At 56.2% G+C, this 17,954-nt stretch carries 17 protein-coding genes; 1 reads left to right on the top strand and 16 read right to left on the bottom strand.

The window, feature by feature from the left end; genetic code table 11:
- Window positions 1-14: 14 nt before the first annotated feature.
- The 15 genes from lgt to hisD form a co-directional block, all read right to left on the bottom strand.
- On the bottom strand, window positions 15-887 hold the full coding sequence (lgt, locus tag GP473_RS03715; RefSeq protein WP_186277261.1) for a prolipoprotein diacylglyceryl transferase: 873 nt from the start codon (window positions 885-887) through the stop codon (window positions 15-17).
- 78 nt (window positions 888-965) lie between these two features.
- The gene (gene trpA, locus GP473_RS03710) at window positions 966-1,748 is read right to left on the bottom strand and encodes a tryptophan synthase subunit alpha (RefSeq protein ID WP_185769057.1); all 783 of its coding nucleotides are present in this window, start codon (window positions 1,746-1,748) and stop codon (window positions 966-968) included.
- On the bottom strand, window positions 1,748-3,022 hold the full coding sequence (gene trpB / locus GP473_RS03705; RefSeq protein ID WP_186277260.1) for a tryptophan synthase subunit beta: 1,275 nt from the start codon (window positions 3,020-3,022) through the stop codon (window positions 1,748-1,750). The genes trpA and trpB overlap by 1 nt, the downstream gene beginning before the upstream one ends.
- 74 nt (window positions 3,023-3,096) lie before the next feature.
- Window positions 3,097-3,918, bottom strand: coding sequence for an indole-3-glycerol phosphate synthase TrpC (trpC, locus tag GP473_RS03700; RefSeq protein ID WP_185769058.1), 822 nt, complete (start codon window positions 3,916-3,918; stop codon window positions 3,097-3,099).
- Between the two features lie 243 nt (window positions 3,919-4,161).
- On the bottom strand, window positions 4,162-4,962 hold the full coding sequence (locus GP473_RS03695) for a TIGR02234 family membrane protein (protein ID WP_186277164.1): 801 nt from the start codon (window positions 4,960-4,962) through the stop codon (window positions 4,162-4,164).
- Between the two features lie 6 nt (window positions 4,963-4,968).
- Window positions 4,969-6,495 carry an anthranilate synthase component I gene (locus tag GP473_RS03690; RefSeq protein ID WP_186277163.1) on the bottom strand — a complete coding sequence of 509 codons (1,527 nt, stop codon included), beginning with the start codon at window positions 6,493-6,495 and terminating at the stop codon, window positions 4,969-4,971.
- 96 nt (window positions 6,496-6,591) lie between these two features.
- Window positions 6,592-6,951 (bottom strand): phosphoribosyl-AMP cyclohydrolase, encoded by a 360-nt coding sequence (gene hisI / locus GP473_RS03685; RefSeq protein WP_246394898.1) that lies wholly within the window; start codon window positions 6,949-6,951, stop codon window positions 6,592-6,594.
- A complete protein-coding gene (gene hisF / locus GP473_RS03680; protein ID WP_186277162.1) occupies window positions 6,948-7,715 on the bottom strand; it encodes an imidazole glycerol phosphate synthase subunit HisF in 768 nt (255 codons plus the stop codon). The genes hisI and hisF overlap by 4 nt, the downstream gene beginning before the upstream one ends.
- Complete coding sequence (locus GP473_RS03675; RefSeq protein WP_185769062.1) at window positions 7,712-8,662, bottom strand: inositol monophosphatase family protein; 951 nt, start codon at window positions 8,660-8,662, stop codon at window positions 7,712-7,714. Before GP473_RS03675 ends, hisF begins: the two co-directional genes overlap by 4 nt.
- Complete coding sequence (gene priA, locus GP473_RS03670; protein WP_186277161.1) at window positions 8,659-9,408, bottom strand: bifunctional 1-(5-phosphoribosyl)-5-((5-phosphoribosylamino)methylideneamino)imidazole-4-carboxamide isomerase/phosphoribosylanthranilate isomerase PriA; 750 nt, start codon at window positions 9,406-9,408, stop codon at window positions 8,659-8,661. The genes GP473_RS03675 and priA overlap by 4 nt, the downstream gene beginning before the upstream one ends.
- A gap of 116 nt (window positions 9,409-9,524) precedes the next feature.
- Window positions 9,525-10,217 (bottom strand): imidazole glycerol phosphate synthase subunit HisH, encoded by a 693-nt coding sequence (gene hisH / locus GP473_RS03665; protein WP_185769064.1) that lies wholly within the window; start codon window positions 10,215-10,217, stop codon window positions 9,525-9,527.
- Window positions 10,218-10,268: 51 nt separating this feature from the next.
- Window positions 10,269-11,690 (bottom strand): MFS transporter, encoded by a 1,422-nt coding sequence (locus GP473_RS03660; protein ID WP_185769065.1) that lies wholly within the window; start codon window positions 11,688-11,690, stop codon window positions 10,269-10,271.
- 295 nt (window positions 11,691-11,985) lie between these two features.
- Window positions 11,986-12,609 (bottom strand): imidazoleglycerol-phosphate dehydratase HisB, encoded by a 624-nt coding sequence (hisB, locus tag GP473_RS03655; RefSeq protein ID WP_185769066.1) that lies wholly within the window; start codon window positions 12,607-12,609, stop codon window positions 11,986-11,988.
- A gap of 5 nt (window positions 12,610-12,614) precedes the next feature.
- Window positions 12,615-13,712, bottom strand: coding sequence for a histidinol-phosphate transaminase (locus tag GP473_RS03650; protein WP_185769067.1), 1,098 nt, complete (start codon window positions 13,710-13,712; stop codon window positions 12,615-12,617).
- Between the two features lie 15 nt (window positions 13,713-13,727).
- The gene (gene hisD / locus GP473_RS03645; protein WP_186277160.1) at window positions 13,728-15,044 is read right to left on the bottom strand and encodes a histidinol dehydrogenase; all 1,317 of its coding nucleotides are present in this window, start codon (window positions 15,042-15,044) and stop codon (window positions 13,728-13,730) included.
- 98 nt (window positions 15,045-15,142) lie between these two features.
- Here hisD and GP473_RS03640 point away from each other — a divergent pair, with 98 nt between their 5' ends.
- Complete coding sequence (locus GP473_RS03640; protein ID WP_186277159.1) at window positions 15,143-17,002, top strand: hypothetical protein; 1,860 nt, start codon at window positions 15,143-15,145, stop codon at window positions 17,000-17,002.
- 50 nt (window positions 17,003-17,052) lie between these two features.
- Here GP473_RS03640 and nadC read toward each other — a convergent pair whose 3' ends face one another.
- Entirely contained in the window at window positions 17,053-17,952 is a 900-nt protein-coding gene (nadC, locus tag GP473_RS03635; RefSeq protein WP_186277158.1) for a carboxylating nicotinate-nucleotide diphosphorylase, read from the bottom strand.
- Window positions 17,953-17,954: the final 2 nt, after the last annotated feature.

The following is a 17,954-nucleotide window of genomic DNA, read 5'->3' as shown; positions in this document are numbered from 1 at the left end:
ATTCCCCGGGACCGTTAATCCCCGTTGTGCGGTGAATACCCCGTCGCAGCACGCTTTTTCCTCACCATCATGGTCACCAGAATGAAGGTGATGACAGCCAGGACAAAAATCACAGCCGATACCACGCTGTTGATGCGAATAGCTCCGAAGACTTTAGTCGCAGGGTCTACACGAATAGCCTCGATGAAAAAACGACCCAACGTGTAGCCCGCTACATAGAGAATAAAAACGCGACCGTGATCAAGCGAGAATCTCTTGTCAGCCCATACCAGCACTGCTGCGATAAATAAACACCACATCAGTTCGTAGAGAAAGGTGGGTTGTACGGTGGCTAATACTTCACCGGTGGAGCGCCCGCCGTTGGTATCTATAGCTCCCGCTTCATTAACTCGGCGGTAGATTTCCAATGCCCACGGAGAATCAGATGGCCCACCATACAGTTCCTGATTAAACCAGTTACCTAGCCGCCCAATTCCTTGAGCGACGATGATGGCGGGAGCAGCGGCGTCGGCAAACGGAGCCAGGGGGAGTTTCTTCACCCTAAACAATATCCAAACGGCGAGCGTTCCGAGAATAATTGCGCCCCATATACCCAAACCGCCGTTAGTAATTTTCAACGCATCGACGGGGTGCCGCCCCGCACCGAAATAGCGTTCATGATCGGTGATGACGTGATAGAGACGCCCACCAATAATCCCGGCCGGAACGGCAACCAACAGTGCATCGATGACTGTTTCCGGATCCCCTCCGCGCTGGGCGTACCGTGTGCGTGTCCAGAAATAAGCCACCACTACTCCCAGCAGAATGCACAGGGCATATGCTCGAATGGGCAGTGGTCCGAGGTGCCATACCCCCTGCGGAGGCGATGGAATGGCAGCCAGGGTCATCGAAGTCATGATTCTCCTTGGTATAGGAATCCCCGTCCACTCATATTTACCGTCTGTGAGCGAACGGGGTACAGCTACTTATTGAGCGCGCACTCCCCCGGCGAGTTCTCGAGCGAGTTCTTCGAGCGTGCCGGACTCAACGGCCTGGATCAGTACTGAGCCGACGATCACACCATCTGCATAAGCGGCAATCGATGCAGCCTGCTCACCATCACGAACGCCCAGCCCCACGGCTACTGGCAAATCGGTCACCTCACGCACCCGTGCAACTAATTCTTCTGCTGTCGACGACACCTGCTCTTTCGCCCCCGTTATGCCCATGTGCGAAGCGGCGTAGACGAATCCGCCACCCGCCTCCGTGGTTATCTTTAAGCGCTCTGCGGTGGTGGAGGGGGCCACCAGGTACACCGGATCCAGGTCGTTGTCGTAGCATGCCTTCGACCAACGTTCTGCTTCTTCCGGAAGCAAGTCGGGAATGATGCTGCCGAGCCCCCCGGCTTCAGCCAGTTCGTGGGCAAATCTTTCCGGACCGTACTGCAGTACTGGGTTCCAGTAGCTCATAATGACTGCCTTGCCGCCTGCCTCAGAGACAGCACGCACCACGTCAAAAGTGTTCTTAACCCGGAAGCCATTCTCTAAAGCCACGTCCGCGGCATGCTGAATCGTAGGACCGTCCATCATCGGATCGGTGAAGGGAATGCCCACCTCAATGAGATCTGCATACTGAGCTAGGGTGGCGACGTGCTGTTTGGACTCTTCGAGTGTAGGGAAACCTGCAGGCAGATAACCCACGAATGCGCTGCGCCCTTCGGCTTTCGCTGCGTGGAATACCTGCGCGAGGCGGGAACTTGGGGAACGCATTATTTCTCTTCCTCCTTGAGTTTCATCCCAAACCATTGGGCGGCTGTATCCACGTCCTTGTCTCCACGTCCGGAAAGATTAACGATGATGCTCGTTCCAGGCCGTTCCTTCGCGATTTTCACCGCCGCGGCTACGGCGTGGGAGGATTCTATAGCCGGGATGATGCCCTCAGTTTCACACAGCAACTTGAAAGCGTCCATTGCCTCCGCATCGTTGATCGGAAGGTAGTCGGCACGTCCCTCTGAGTGTAGGGCGGTATGTTCTGGTCCGACGCCAGGATAGTCAAGCCCCGCGGAAATAGAATGGGACTCGATGATCTGCCCGTCTTCATCCTGCATGAGATCCGCGTAGGACCCCTGGAAGACACCACGTCGCCCCATGTAAATAGGCGCAGCGTGGCGCCCAGTTTCTATTCCGTCGCCTGCAGCTTCCGCCCCCACAAGACGCACGGATTCATCAGAGATGAAACGGTGGAAGAGACCGATGGCGTTAGATCCTCCGCCAACACACGCCACGACGGCATCCGGCAATGCCCCTGTCTCAGCAATAAATTGTTGCCGAGCCTCCACACCGATGATGCGCTGAAGGTCGCGTACCATCTGGGGGAAAGGATGCGGCCCAGCTGCCGTACCAAAGCAGTAGTACGTGTCATCAGCATGAGACACCCAGAAACGCATGGCTTCGTTAATGGCGTCTTTCAATGTGCGAGAGCCAATAGTCACCACCTCGACAGTGGCGCCCAACAGCCGCATACGGGCAATGTTGAGAGCTTGGCGCACGGCATCCACCTCGCCCATGTACACCCGGCACTCAATGCCCATCAATGCGCAAGCGGTGGCGGTTGCTACACCGTGCTGCCCTGCTCCCGTCTCCGCGATCACACGGGTTTTGCCCATGCGCTTGGCCAAAAGAACTTGGCCTAGCACGTTGTTGATCTTGTGAGATCCCGTGTGATTAAGATCTTCACGTTTGAACCACACATCAGCCCCCACCTGTTCAGAAAAACGAAGAGCGTGATACAGAGGCGACGGACGGCCTGTATACGTCCGATGCAACTCATCGAGCTCTTCTAGGTAAGAGGGATCAGCTTTGGCTTTATTCCATGCGTCGGTAATCTCATCGATCACCGCCATGAGCGCTTCGGGAATATACCGTCCGCCGTATTCCCCCCAGTGTCCATGTTCATCGGGCTCGTGATGGGTGGGGGTAGCCAAGATCTGGCCGACGGTAGGAAGAGCCTCGCCCTTCACGTCGACGTTCTTGGTGTGGTTCATCTCTACGTCGCTACTCACCCGCCCCACTTTACTCGCCATCGGGCCATCAGCGCGCTAGAGGGGTGGAATGCTCGCTAATTCTTTTTGGGACAGGCCGGGTGCTGACCAGCGGTAACGAGCTCCTTACACTTCATACCTGGATCCCCAGCGGTGACTAGACCCTCGCCGATCAAAATCGCATCCGCGCCCGCCCCGGCATAGGCGAGTAAATCATGTTTATCCTGGACTCCCGACTCGGCAATCTTGATAACATCACTGGGCAGCCCCGGAGCAATGCGCGCAAACGTACCTTTATCAACGTCGAGTGTCTTAAGGTTGCGGGCATTCACGCCGATGACCGTGGCACCGGCGGAGACAGCTCGTTCGGCTTCTTCCTCCGTGTGCACCTCGACCAATGCAGTCATCCCCAGAGATTCTGTGCGTTCCAGCAGCGACTCCAAACGTGCCTGGTCTAGAGCCGCCACGATCAGCAGAATAATGTCAGCGCCATGCGCCCGAGCCTCATGAATGTGATACGGGTTGACGCAAAAATCTTTACGCAACAAAGGAATGTTGACCCGGCGCCTCACCTCATCGAAATCCGCGAGAGATCCCTTAAACCGACGCTCCTCGGTTAAACAACTAATCGCGGTAGCTCCGGCCGCTTCATAAGCGGCGGCCAATTCCGCTGGTTCAGGGATATCCGCTAAATCACCTTTCGAAGGGCTAGCGCGCTTCACCTCAGCAATGACAGACACGTTGCTGTTATTAAGCGCAGCATAGGCATCAATGGCAGGAGGAGCATCCAGAGACATAGCCTTGATCTCTGGAAAAGGAATCTTGGCCTCCCGCACGGCCTGATCCTCCAGTACACCCGCGATGATGGAATCCAGCACGGTAGCTGTTGGTGAGGTCATGTGAAGTTCCTGCCTCTCAGGGACGGATCTGCGCAGTAAACGACGTCACTGTTGTTGACGTCTCTAGACTAATGCCCCACTAATCTCCGAAGAAATCGCATCCCTTATTGGCGCGGACGGCACCTCTCCCCTAGGTCCCTCATCTCTCAAGAGTTGTCCTTTTCTAGAGAGCTAGCAATCTCTCAATCATCAAGAGTTCGAACCTAATTCCTAGAAAAGGCACCATCCGATGGAGACGAAGAATCAACGCCGATTCACGGAGTCACTGTCTTCATCAGTGGGATCCACACCTACCTCATCTTCATCAGTGGGGTCCACACCTACCTCATCTTCATCAGTGGGGTCCACACCTGCATCGAGCGCATCCCACAATACACGGCCAGAATCGGGATTCGCGGCGAGATCCTTATGCACAGACTCGCGGCGCGCTTCCGGAGTCTCGTAACGGGACGTCCCCTCCGATTTCTCTCCCGGCCGCATCGCCAAAATGATTCCGCCAATGATCCCCAAGGCGGCGGCTACGATCGCCAAAGCAACGGGAACCATGTGCACCTGAGCCTCCGTCACCTGCGCCCATTCGGCGATAGTTTCTGGCGCATTCTGACGCTGAGTGGCTGCTCCAGATGCCAACAAGTCGTGCACGCGGGAAAGGTCAACGTCGGAAGAAAAGAGAGCCACTGACCGAAAGCTTGCCACCGCCGCAAGAACAGCAATGAGTACTCCCAGGACACGGCGAATTACCGGCTGCATAGCTAATGACAGCACGAGACACGCCAGCATTGCGAGAGCCAGTGGCGTGGTAGCTGGGTCCCAGACCGAACCAATGAGATTGCGCACTGAGTCCCCGGACTTGTCATCAAAAATATGCGCCGTGACATAGGTCATGCGGCTCGTTCCCCATAGTCCGGCAGCAGACATGACAACGAGGAGCAACGCAATCCGTCGATTTCGCTGGGCAACGCGAGAGGATGCAGCAGGTAACGCGTCCTTTGCCCCAGGGGCAGCGTCCTTTGACACCGAAGTTGTCCGTTTGGACGTGGCCATAATCTTTTAGTCCCTTCCCGGAGTGTGCAATGTCTCAGCTGCGGCGACGGCGCGTAGAACAGCAGCCGCTTTGTTTCTGGTTTCCACGTCCTCAGCACGCGGGTCCGAATCAGCAACGATTCCTCCCCCGGCCTGGACATAAACAGTAGCGTCCTTGTACACACCCGTACGTATGGCGATCGACTGGTCCGTATTGCCTGAAAAATCAAAGTAGCCCACGGTACCGCCGTAAATACCGCGGCGAGTCTGCTCGTACTTATCAATGATGCTCAACGCACTCGGCTTAGGTGCTCCAGATAGAGTACCCGCAGGGAAAGTAGCAGCGAAAGCATCAACAGCGGTTTTACCGGCAGCCAACCTACCACTGACCCCTGAAACCAGGTGCATAATCGCACTATAACGCTCTACATGACGAAAATCGTGTACTTCAACCGTGCCCGGCTCCGAAACTCGCCCCAGGTCATTACGACCCAAGTCCACGAGCATCAGATGCTCAGAATTCTCCTTCTCATCATTGACCAACTCTTTCTCAAAAAGAAGATCCTCTTCCAAAGACTCGCCACGAGGCCTGGAGCCGGCAATCGGAAATGTGGTTACTTCCCCATCCTTGACCTGCACTAGCGACTCCGGTGAAGACCCGATGATATGAAAGGCCGTAGCAGTGAAATCATCGTTAGGGATATTGACCAAATACATATACGGGCTCGGATTAGACACCCGTAACATCCGGTAGATATCTAAAGGCTCTACCTCGGTATCAATCTCGAAGCGCTGGGAAAGCACTACCTGGAACGCATCGCCTGCACGAATATGCTCCTTAACCCTCTCAATTTTCTCCAGATGTTCCTCCATTGTGCGCTGGCGACGGTACTGAGGAGTTGGAGTGGAAAAGGTTGCAACACTGCTCCCGCTCGGTTGGGAAAGGCGCTCCACCATGTCGTTGATCCGCGCAACGGCATCGTCGTATGCGCGATCGACTCCTTCCCCGGAGTTATCCCAGTTAACGACCGTAGCGATGAGCCAGATCACACCCTCGTGATGGTCTACCGCCGCCATGCCATCAACCAACAGTTGCACCATGTCGGGCACATCGAGGTCATCTTCACAGGTATCCGGGAGATCCTCGATATAACGGATCATGTCGTAGCCCATATAGCCCACCAAACCACTGGTCAGCGGCGGTAGCCCCTCGATCTTCTCGGTGTGCAAAACCTCTAGGGTCTTGCGCACGGCATCCAGCGGATCCACGCCTTCGGGGATATCCACCGGCGGCTCGCCAATCCAGCGTGCGTGAGAGTTCTTTGCAGTAAGGGCGCAGCGGGCACCCGTACCGATAAAAGACCAACGATCCCATGACTGTCCGTGTGCCGCAGATTCCAGCAAGAACGTGCCAGGACGGCCATCAGCAAGTTTGCGGTACGCGCTCAGAGCGGTTTCTTGGTCAGCCAAGACCTTGCAAACCACAGGGACTACCCGGTGGTGTGCAGCCAGGGCGCGAAATTTTTCTCGGGACGTCAGAGAAGCATCAGGCATGAACTCTATTGTGCACCACTCGTGCCGCTCGGGGTGGAGTTACCCTCTCTATAGACTGCAATCGCATTCCTCCGAAGCATGTGCACGGGGATTCCCCTACAGCAGTTTGTCTGCGTCAAAACAGGTGGTGTCACCCGTGTGGCACGCTCCACCTATTTGATCAACTACCACAAGGATGGTGTCTCCATCGCAATCCAAGCGCACCTCTTGCACAGCTTGCGTGTGGCCAGAAGTCTCACCTTTGATCCAGTACTCATTGCGTGAGCGTGACCAGTAAGTCCCCTTCTTTTCTGCAAGCGTGTGCGCCAACGCGTGATCATCCATCCACGCCATCATCAACACGGCGCCGGTGTGAGCATCCTGTACCACCGCTGGCACCAAGCCTTGCTCATTTCTTTTCAAGCGCTGTGCTATCTCTGGATTCAATTCATAGTCGGCCGGGTTAGTCGCAGTCACAATCGAACCTCGATGCCTTCTTTAGCCATTGTCTGTTTCACTTCGGGAATCGTTACCTCACCGAAGTGGAAAATCGACGCAGCCAGCACCGCATCCGCACCGGCCTGCACCGCCGGTGGAAAATGCTCCGCGCGGCCAGCGCCGCCAGATGCGATCACGGGAATTGTGACCACTGCCCGAACTGCCTCTAGCATCTCGATGTCGAAGCCCTCCTTGGTGCCATCAGCATCCATGGAGTTGAGCAAGATCTCGCCCACGCCCAGTTCTTCGCCACGTCGAGCCCATTCGATAGCGTCGATGCCTGTGCCCTGGGTACCACCGTGCGTAGTCACCTCATACTTTCCCGGCTGAGCACCGGGAATGCGTCGGGCATCAACAGAAAGTACGATGCACTGCGCACCGAAACGTTCGGACAGCTCACGCAGCAATTCCGGACGTGCAATAGCTGAAGAATTGACAGACACCTTATCGGCCCCTGCACGAAGGAGAGCATCGACGTCCTCAGCAGAGCGGATACCTCCCCCCACCGTGAGGGGGATGAAAATCTGATCCGCGGTGCGTCGCACGACATCGATCATGGTTCCACGCCCTTCCTTGGACGCTGACACATCGAGGAAAGTAAGCTCATCAGCTCCGTCGCGGTCATATTGAGCCGCTAATTCCACGGGATCACCCGCATCGCGCAGCCCCTTGAAGTTCACACCCTTGACTACGCGACCATCTTTGACGTCGAGACAAGGGATGACTCTGGTAGTGACGCTCACTTGATTCCTCCACGATCACGTATTTCTTGTGCATTACGCGCTGCGGTACCGATCGGCACAGATTGGATATGCTGCAGCAACGTGGCATGAACCTCGGGCTCCCCCGCTACCAAACCTGATACACCAGGCCGCCAGGGATTACCCGCAAAATCTGTGGCTACTCCGCCGTTTTCCTGAACCGCGAGGATACCTGCGGCATTGTCCCAAAGGTTGGGGCTAAACGTCACAGTCCCGCCGAAAACCCCCGCTGCGGTGAACGCCAGATCAATGCCCACTGACCCTGTCACGCGCATGCGTGGATAAGATTTGCCAATCTCATTAAGCATGTCTTGGCGGTAACTGATCGGCAGGTTTCCACGACGCTGGGACAAAATGGAACCGAAGCTAATTTGAGTCACTCCAGGATCCGAGGGTGGCAAAGGCCGGGCAGGCATCCCATCGACGAGCAACCCATGGCCCTTGCGGGCAGAAATGCGTCGACCAAGAAGAGGCATTTCAGTGACGGAAAGCAACGTGTCCCCCTTGTGCACGAGCGACACTAGAATGCAGGCAAAAGGGTTCCCCACGGCGTAATTGGCAGTTCCGTCGATCGGGTCAACCACCCAGTAGGTGTCCGGCTCCGCGGAGTCGTGGACGGTTGCCCTGCGCGGACCGTCAAGCCCATCGGCCATGTCGTCGGTCGGGTAGCGCTCTTGAGGTTTTTCGCCGGGGATCTCCCCCGGCAAAACAGTGCCGTATTCCTCACCATGAACTGGCAGCCCGGTGTATTGGGTCAATAGCGTGCGGAGCTGGCGTTCGACCGAAAGGTCGGCTTCGGTAGCGAAATCCCCGGGTGATTTAATGACCTCCGGATCCGCTCCCACAGCCGCGGAGAATGTGGATTCGGCTTCATCAACGGCTGCCTCGGCAATCGCCAGCAAAGCCCGGGTATCTAAATCATCGCTCATGGTCGGGCAGCCTCCAGAGCTTCTTCCAACGTGAATTTACCCGCATAGAGAGCCTTGCCGACGATGGCGGAATCGACACCTTCACCCACGATGTTCGCCAGCGCACGGATATCCTCGAGAGAGGAAATACCACCGGAGGCAACCACGGGAGCGTCCGTCGCAGCCGCGACATCACGCAATAGGTCGATATTTGGACCATTGAGCATCCCATCGCGGGACACGTCTGTAACAACGAGTCGGGACACTCCCTGCGCATCGAGACGTTCCAGAACCTCCCACAAATCACCGCCATCAGACGTCCAGCCGCGTCCACGCAAACGCCATTCTCCATCAACTTGGCGGGTGTCAAGCCCTATTGCGACACGATCTCCGTACTCCTTGATGATTTGTTCACACCACTCCGGGTTTTCCAACGCGGCAGTACCGATGTTCACCCGCCGGCACCCTGTAGACAAAGCTCGCTCTAGAGACTCGTCATCCCGAATACCACCGGAAAGCTCCACGTCGATGTCTAATGCAGCGACGACGTCGCGAAGAATCTCAAAGTTACTTCCGCGCCCAAAGGCTGCATCCAAATCCACCAAATGCACCCACTCTGCTCCTGCGTTTTGCCATGCCATAGCGGCATCGAGCGGGGCGCCATAATTGGTCTCGGTACCGGCTTCACCTTGCACCAGACGAACCGCCTGGCCATCGGCGACATCAACGGCAGGAAGAAGTACCAGTCGGTTTGCAGAGATGGACATAATGCTCAGTGGTTCCTGTTCAGCGTCGTTGCTTGTGGTTTTATAGTCTAGAAAATTTTTGTTTCTCACAGGGGTAGTGCCTCTCACCTCACGGATGAGCGCTCACCCACCTGAGTCTAACGCAGGCTATCTACCCAGTTACGCAGAAGTAGCGCGCCCGCATCGCCGGACTTCTCCGGATGGAACTGAGTGGCCCACAAGGGGCCATTTTCCACAGCCGCAACAAAACGTGAGCGACCGTGTTCGGCCCAGTGCACCAGCGGAGCTTCAGTGTGCCCATCCGTCATCAGCTCCCACTTGCGCACACCATACGAATGCACAAAATAGTAGCGTTCATCTGCTGCTGCCCCGGCAAACATCCGCGAGCCCTCAGCTACGTCAACAGTGTTCCACCCCATGTGCGGAAGAACATCGGCATCGAGGTGCTCCACAGTACCGGGCCATTCACCGGTGCCTAACGCAGGCTCACTGCCCTCGCCATCAGAAAACTCTACGCCGTATTCGAACATGATCTGCATACCCACGCAGATACCCAAAACCGGGCGACCACCAGCCAAGCGCTCACCGATCATCCGCGGCCCATGGACAGCATTGAGCCCCTCCATGCATGCAGCAAACGCGCCCACGCCGGGAACCAACAACCCATCTGCCGCCAGGACAATCTTTGGATCATGAGTGACCGTCACCTGCGCCCCGGCACGTTCAAGCGCCCGCTGCGCGGAACGAACATTGCCGCTGCCGTAGTCGAGCAGGGCAACGGTAGGTTGGGAAAGACTATCGCCAGTGGAGGAAGCAGTGATGTCTGACATAGAAAGAAATTCTAATAGCTTTATCTCCATCTGCGAACGAGAGCCTCACCACTACGAGATATCTATTCTCTGCACAGCACTTCGAGCATGCATTACACGCCGCTTACCCACCACGCGGTCACCGATGACAGCAGCGCACGCTACAAAAATAATAAGCGCTGCACTAAAGAAAGCCCCCTGGTACGCCAGCGCGGAGGCCACCAGGCCAAGCAGAACCGCGCCTAAACCTGTACCAGTATCGAAAGTCATGTTCCACAGCGCAGAAGCTTGGGTCGATTTACTCCTTGGCAAACGCTCAAAAAGCATCAATAAAGCCTCGTTTTGAACGATCCCAAATCCGAACCCGAATACACATGTCGCCAGAAAAGCGAGCGTACACAACATAGCTCCGTGTGGTTGAGCCACAATCATGGCGCCCGCGATCACAACACCCAGAATTCCACTCACTAGACCCACAACCGCCAGGTTGCCTGCTTCCCCGGTGGTGGACGCATAACGCCCCGCAAGCACACGCCCCACCATCTGACAACCTCCGAGTACCGAAAGTCCCGCCGCGGAGATCAGCCCAGCTACATTCACATCAATTGTTTCCGCTGCCGGTGCAAGGAACGTACTAAATGCGGCAAAACCGGTCGCTATTCCTCCAATAGCCAGCCCCGGTACGGCGGCGAGTTTCCAGGTAGCGGCAGTGTATGACTGTGCACTCGCATCCTCACGGCCTTGTGTCACGGCGTTGTTTTGTTCATCGATACCGGATCGCGCATCAACACTGTCTCGCGAATTAATACCTGAATCTCCGTGGGAATGCGATGCAGTGGCGTCGATCGACGAAGAGGGAGACGAAGAACTAGAGAGGCCAATTTGCCCGCCGCGGCGCCGGGACGGAATCCATGCACCGCAGAGTGCACCAATAACCGCGTAGAGCGCGGCTACAGCAAACACAACCCCCTCTCCACAGGTGGAATACATCCACAAACCCAGAGGAAAGCCCACTAGCTGCGACACACCCACAGAAACGCCCAACGCAGCAGAAGAATGCCCGATCAACCGTGGAGGAACCAATTCAGCAATCAAAGCGGCCTCGGCGACCGTCACAGAACCAAAACCGATACCACGTAGCACCGCTACGAGCAGCAGGGGAACTGGGGACATGTCGAGGATATAGACCAGTGCTGGGAGCCCAAGCATCAGAGCGGCGAACACCATGATCGGCGGAAAACCAAGCGTGCGGATAGCCCACGGCGTACACGCCTGAGTGCACACAGTCGCGGCCATAAACACGCCTGTCGACAACCCCGCGAGTGAATCAGACCCCCCATGTTGAATCACCGCCAATGGAATGACGGGAAGGAGAAGCGACCATCCGCCGAAAGCACAAAACACGCTGACTAACGTGGCGCGCAAGCCGGGAGCTTCCCATAAAGAGTCAATCTCGTCTAACTCCTGGAGAGACAATGCTTGTTGCCGTGCCATTCTCCGGTGCCAACCTCCTCGTTCGTATATCGGCGTTCACATACCTGCATCCGTGTGTCGGTTCTCTGATACCAACGACTGTAAACCGGCGTTCATATACTCATATGAGGACTCGAGTACATCTCGACTCCTCATATCCCCAGTGTTCCTGCGCTTCTCAGTGCGCGTGAGCGCCGGCAGTAGAGAACACACAGAGAGAAGGAGACGGCCTACACGCCGCCTCCGTACTGTGTGCGTTCGCATCCGCGGCCGCTGCAATTTTCAAGCGCAACTATAACTGCGACCAAATGGCCGCCTACAGTGCACCCTTCGTAGAAGGAACCCCCGTCACTCGTGGATCCTTCTCGGTGGCATGCCGCAAAGCACGCGCAACGGCTTTGAACTCCGCCTCTGTAATGTGGTGTGGATCGCGTCCGTAGAGGCATCGTACATGCAAAGCGATGCGCGCATTGAGTGCCAAAGTCTCAAAAAAGTGCTGGTTGATCACCGTGGCGTAGTGACCTCCGATAATCGTATGAACCAGGGCGTCGGGCTCCCCAGAGCCCACATAATATGGACGGCCTGACACGTCTACTGCCGCATGGGCGAGGGTTTCATCCATGGGAATGAAGGCATCCCCAAAGCGGCGAATGCCTTTTTTATCGCCCAGAGCCTTGCTCAGAGCCTGACCCAACACAATTCCCGTATCTTCCACGGTGTGATGAGCATCAATTTCAACGTCTCCGACAGCTCTCACCGTGAGATCAAACGAGCCATGGGCGCCAAAAGCGGTGAGCATGTGGTCGAAAAATGGCACGCCAGTATCAATATCTGTCTTGCCCGTGCCGTCGAGATTAATGTCCACACTGATATTGGATTCGCTGGTAGCCCGTGTAACGGACCCAATACGGTCTGCTGAGACGTCGTTGTTCTGTGTCATACTCTTCATGCCTTTGGTGCTAATTCTTCCGCTGCAGATAAGAATGCATCGTTTTCTTCTGGAAGGCCAACGCTGGCACGCAGCCACCCAGCTACACCCACGTCACGAATTAATACATCGCGTTTTAGGAAGCCTTCCCATGCCTGATGAGAATCAGAAAAGTGTCCAAAAAAAATAAAGTTGGAATGGGATTCAATCACGTCGTAGCCCAACTCTGCGAGGCGAGTCCGTACACGATCGCGTTCCTGGCATAGCTTCTCCACGGTGGCTAGGGTATCCACGCTGTGGTGCAGTGCCGCGGTGGCTGCAGCTTGCGCTAGCGTCGATAGGTGATAAGGCAGGCGCACCAGCATCACAGCTTCGATGAAGGCAGGGTCCGCCACAAAATAGCCTAGACGCCCCCCAGCAAAGTCAAACGCCTTACTCATCGTCCGTGACACAACCAACTTTGTTGGGTAGTCCTTCAGGAGCGTCACTGCTGAAGGTTCGTCACAGAACTCTGCATATGCCTCATCCACAATCACAATGCCCGGCGCGGCCTCCACGATGTCCCGGATCTCGGCGAGCGTGGTCAGGTTTCCTGTCGGATTATTCGGCGTCGTGATGAAAATGACGTCAGGCCGGTGTTCGGCAATAGCTGCTCGCGCTTTATCCAGGTTGATGGCAAAGCCCTCCGATTCCTGGCGCTCTACAGCGATGAACTCGGTCAGAGTGCCCGATGAAAGGATGGGGTGCATCGAGTAACTCGGGGTAAAACCCATCGCCTTTCGCCCCGGTCCGCCAAAGGCTTGAAGCAACTGCTGCAGGACCTCGTTAGAACCGTTGGCAGCCCACACGTTCTCGACGTCAACGGTCACTCCTGTTTGGCGGGAAATATAGCGAGCCAGCTCTGTGCGCAGACCGATAGCGTCCCTATCTGGATAACGGTTAAGCTCCGCACCTAATTCGCACACCTTCTCTGCAATTTCATCAATAATCGCTTGACTCGGTGCGTAGGGGTTTTCATTGGTGTTGAGCTGGTTGATGACCTTCAGTTGTGGTGCCCCATAAGCAGTCTGTCCGCGCAATTCCTCACGCAAGGGCAGATCGGAAAGATTCGCCATAGTATCGTGTCCCCTCTAGTCTCTCTCACTCTCAACATTAAAACGGGCGGCGATTGCCTCACCATGCGCTGGAAGGTGTTCTGCATCTGCCAGCGTGATGACGGTCTGGGATATATCCTTCAGCGCTTCCTTGGTGTAGTTCACCACATGGATAGATTTGAGGAAGGTGTGGGTGGATAGACCGGAACTATGGCGAGCTGAACCCGAGGTAGGAAGCACATGGTTAGAGCCCGCAGAGTAATCACCGAGCGGTACTGGGCTGTAACGACCGATGAAGATCGCGCCAGCGTTAGTGATCTGGGTGGCGATTTCTTCCGCTTTGTCGGTATGGATCTCAAGGTGTTCAGCGGCGTATGCATTGGCCGCTGCAATAGCTGTCTGCATATCGTCCACGAGGACGACGCCACTTTGCTCACCCTCTAGTGCTTCTCGAACCCGCTCGGCATTGAGGGTGACGCGATAGCGTTCGGATACTTCCTTTTCTACAGCCTCAGCCAGATCCTCGGATGTTGTGATGAGGACAGACGCCGCCATCGGATCGTGTTCTGCCTGGCTGATGAGATCGTAGGCTACTTCTACGGCGTCGGCGGTTTCATCGGCGACAATTGCAATCTCGGTCGGCCCCGCTTCCGAATCGATGCCCACCACACCACGCACTAGACGCTTAGCGGCAGTGACGAAGATATTGCCGGGGCCGGTTATCATGTCGACCGGCTCCAGATCTTCTGCTGCGTCGCCGTAAGCTAACAGCGCCACAGCCTGGGCTCCACCCACAGCCCACACTTCGTCGACACCCAGCAGGCTACAAGCCGCCAGAATCGTTGGGTGTGGCCAGCCGTTATCCTGCGGAGGAGAAGCGACGACCAAAGATTGCACTCCGGCTTCCTGAGCAGGAACCACATTCATAATCACCGATGACGGGTATACTGCCTTGCCGCCCGGAACATACAGTCCCACACGTTCCACTGGCACCCACCGTTCGGAAACACAACCACCCGGGGCAAGTTCCACATCGTGATTCTTCGGAATCTGGGTGGAGTGAAACGCACGAACGCGGCGAATCGATTCCGTGAGCGCTTCTATGACACTCGGGTCTAGGGTGTCCAGCGCTGCGTCGAACTGAGCTTTTGGCACGCGAACGGACTGGGGAACCACACCATCAAATTTCTCCCCGTAATCCAGCGCCGCAGAGGCACCACGTTCCCGTACAGCGTGAACAACCGGCGCTACCGTAGGAATGACCGAATCAACGTCAGTGCCGCCGCGTGGGAGAACATGTCGGAGCTCGGAGGTTGTCGGAGTCTGACCTCGCAAATCAATCCGGGCAAGCATGTGTGTACGTCCTCCTCAAGGCTTTTCCACTAACGTGGCTCTTCTAGGCTTGATCATGATTCTACCCAGCAACGAAGAAAGGACGGTGCAGCAGGTCTATGGCGCAAACCATCGATTCTCTTTTGAGAGATTCCGCAGCTGCCGCAGCCGCCGGAGATACCCGTTTGAGTTGGGAGCTAATCAACAACTATGCACGGGAATTCTGGCTGGTCGATGAATCCGAAATTCCGTCCGACTATCGAGGGGAATTCTATAGCGTCCGCGCTGCAGCCGCCGATTGGTTGGGCCTCAGCGACGAGGCTGTCTTGGCTCTACAGGCATTGGAAGAGTGGGCGAAGAGCAACGGAAAGCACGACGTCGCCTTGGTTGCTGCGGCTCATTTGGCCTACCAGGCTCTCAATCAATCCGAGCACGCGGTCTATCACTTGCCGGAGGCAGCACAACTTCTCTCCGATATAGCCGAACGCTTCAGCCAATGGCGGCCAGATAACGATTCCCTCACTATTGCCGAAGACCCAAAGTTAACGTGGCGCTCGGTGTCAAAGCAGCAAGCGACGGCATTGACCACCGCTGCAACTACGGCTCACACCGTAGCTTCAAACATTGCTGCAGATCCTTCACGGATCCCCTCCCCCACAAAGAACTCACCGGGAGCAGAATCCCCCCTCCACGGTCCTTCTCAGTCTCAGCACAGAGCCCAGGATTCTGTCTCTCACCACACCCCCAGTGATTCTGGGTCTCGCCACACCCCGTACGCAGCAATCGATGTCAGCGCTCTTCGGGATTTCTTCCGCTCGATGGTTCATCGCTTCGGGCGGAACCCTGCAAGCTCCACAGAAGAGATGCTCTGGTTCGCACAGGAACACTGGAGTTGTGGCCGCAAGGACAGGGCACGGGACATCGCTCTCGACGTCCTCCGGGTCGCCGAGACAGTAGCGCCAAAATACGAAGCCCATTTCATGCTCGGCCACTTTGCCATGCTCGACCTTCTCGATGTTGCGGAGAAAGAACAACTATCAGAACACTTCGACGCCACGCCGCAGCACGACGCTCAGCGACTCGAAGAACAAGTCGCTGTCCATTGGGGTGAATGCGCAGAACTCGCACTCGCTATGGGCGCCCCGGTCATGGCACTCGAAAGGGCAGAACTGGCGTGCCGGATGCTCTCCAGCCTCGGAAAGGAAGGCGAGACATGGTCTTTGGCCTCCCGCATGCTCGATGCGACTGAAGGCATTCCAATCTGCCCTGCCCTCCTGAATATGCGCGCAATGCTCGCTCAGGCCGCTTTCATGGCTGGTTTGCACCAGGAGGCATGGGACAATGCTCGCTCCATTGCGGAGTGGTCTGAGCTCACTCCTGACGTTCAACGGACAATTACCTGTTACACCATCGCCACGTTTGCCGGTCTGGAACTCGGTTTGGATGAGGAAGTCCTGACTATTCAACTGCGACGCGCAGCCCTTTATGAACAGTGTGGCGAGTTGATTAGCGCCTCCCACATCCTGCAATCCGTCGCTGTGGCTGAGAGCATGGAGTTCGAGGAAGCTCATTCTCTCATGTCACGGGCGTATGAATTACTGGATAAAGCAGCGTCACACCAATACCAATCCAGGCATGCCGACGAAGAGACTCTCGTGTGGAACCGGGCGGAGTGGAATCTCACAATGACCCATGTCGTCCTCAATGAACGGGAGGTCGTCGCACATTCCCGTCGCGCAGCTGAGCTATTTCGCAGAGCGTCAGATCCGATCAAGGAGGCTAGTGCGTGGCTAACCATGGCGGGCGGCCTCATTGCACTACGCCTTCCCGATGACGCTGATAAGGCCATTAACCGCGCCACAGCATGCCTTCCCGACCTCGACGTGTGGTTACATAACGTCGATGAAGACTTCGACCCAGTCATCAACGAATTGATTAACCATTACCGCTATATCCTCGATTTCCGCCGTGCTCAGTGATTCACGCGCGGGAAGATTTTGAGGACAAGTCTCAGCAAGCCCACAATTCATCAATCGAGGCCGAGATCCAGCACCCGCACGCTATGGGTGAGTGCTCCCACGGCTATCGAATCAACACCCGTTGCGCCGTACATGGCAGCCGAGTCATACGTGATCCCCCCGGAAGATTCCAACAAGGTCTCTGGACTCAACTCGTCACGCATGTCGACAGCCGTACAGGTGTCTTTCACAGTGAAGTTATCCAGCAAAATTTGCGTGGGTTTCTGCTGTAACAGTTGCCTAAGCTGCTCAAGGGTATCGACCTCTATTTCGACCCAGTGTGGTACGTCTTTGACCAGTTCGTACGCCGCCAGTACACCACCCTCGCTGGAGCCCACATGGTTGTCTTTCACCATCACTTGGTCACCCAATGCCCAGCGGTGCGGAGTCCCGCCACCGTGAATTACCGCACGTTTTTGCAGCATCCGTAAACCTGGCAGGGTCTTGCGGGAATCACGCACAGCCACCCCTTCAGGCATCTGAGCTACCCATTGCGCGGTGTGAGTGGCAATACCGCACGCATGCGACAAAATATTGAGGATGGTCCGTTCCACCTGCAGCATCACCCGTAGGTCCCCTTCCAGAACGGCCACTGCCGTACCTGGATCTACACGATCGCCGTTGTTGAGACAGGGGCGAAACTCCACCCTGCCCTCGAGATTCCACTCTGGCTCGGAGGCGACCTCTAGGAGGACAGTAACGGCGTCGAGCCCAGAAAGCACACCCGCATCCCGGGAACGCACGACACGCCGTCCTATTTCTCCTTGCGAGATGGTCGAGAGGGTCGTGAGATCAGGGCCGTATCCTAGGTCTTCTTCGAGACCGGCTCGCGCCATACGTGCGAAATGTTGGCGAATCAAGCGCGGATTTGTCAGAGCTTCGGGAATGGGAAAAGGATAAGAGGTTACCATCG

The organism is Corynebacterium anserum, from assembly GCF_014262665.1.
Taxonomy (GTDB): Bacteria; Actinomycetota; Actinomycetes; order Mycobacteriales; family Mycobacteriaceae; genus Corynebacterium; species Corynebacterium anserum.
The sequence above is the reverse complement of the archived record's forward strand: the minus strand, read 5'-3'. Positions and strand labels throughout refer to the sequence as shown.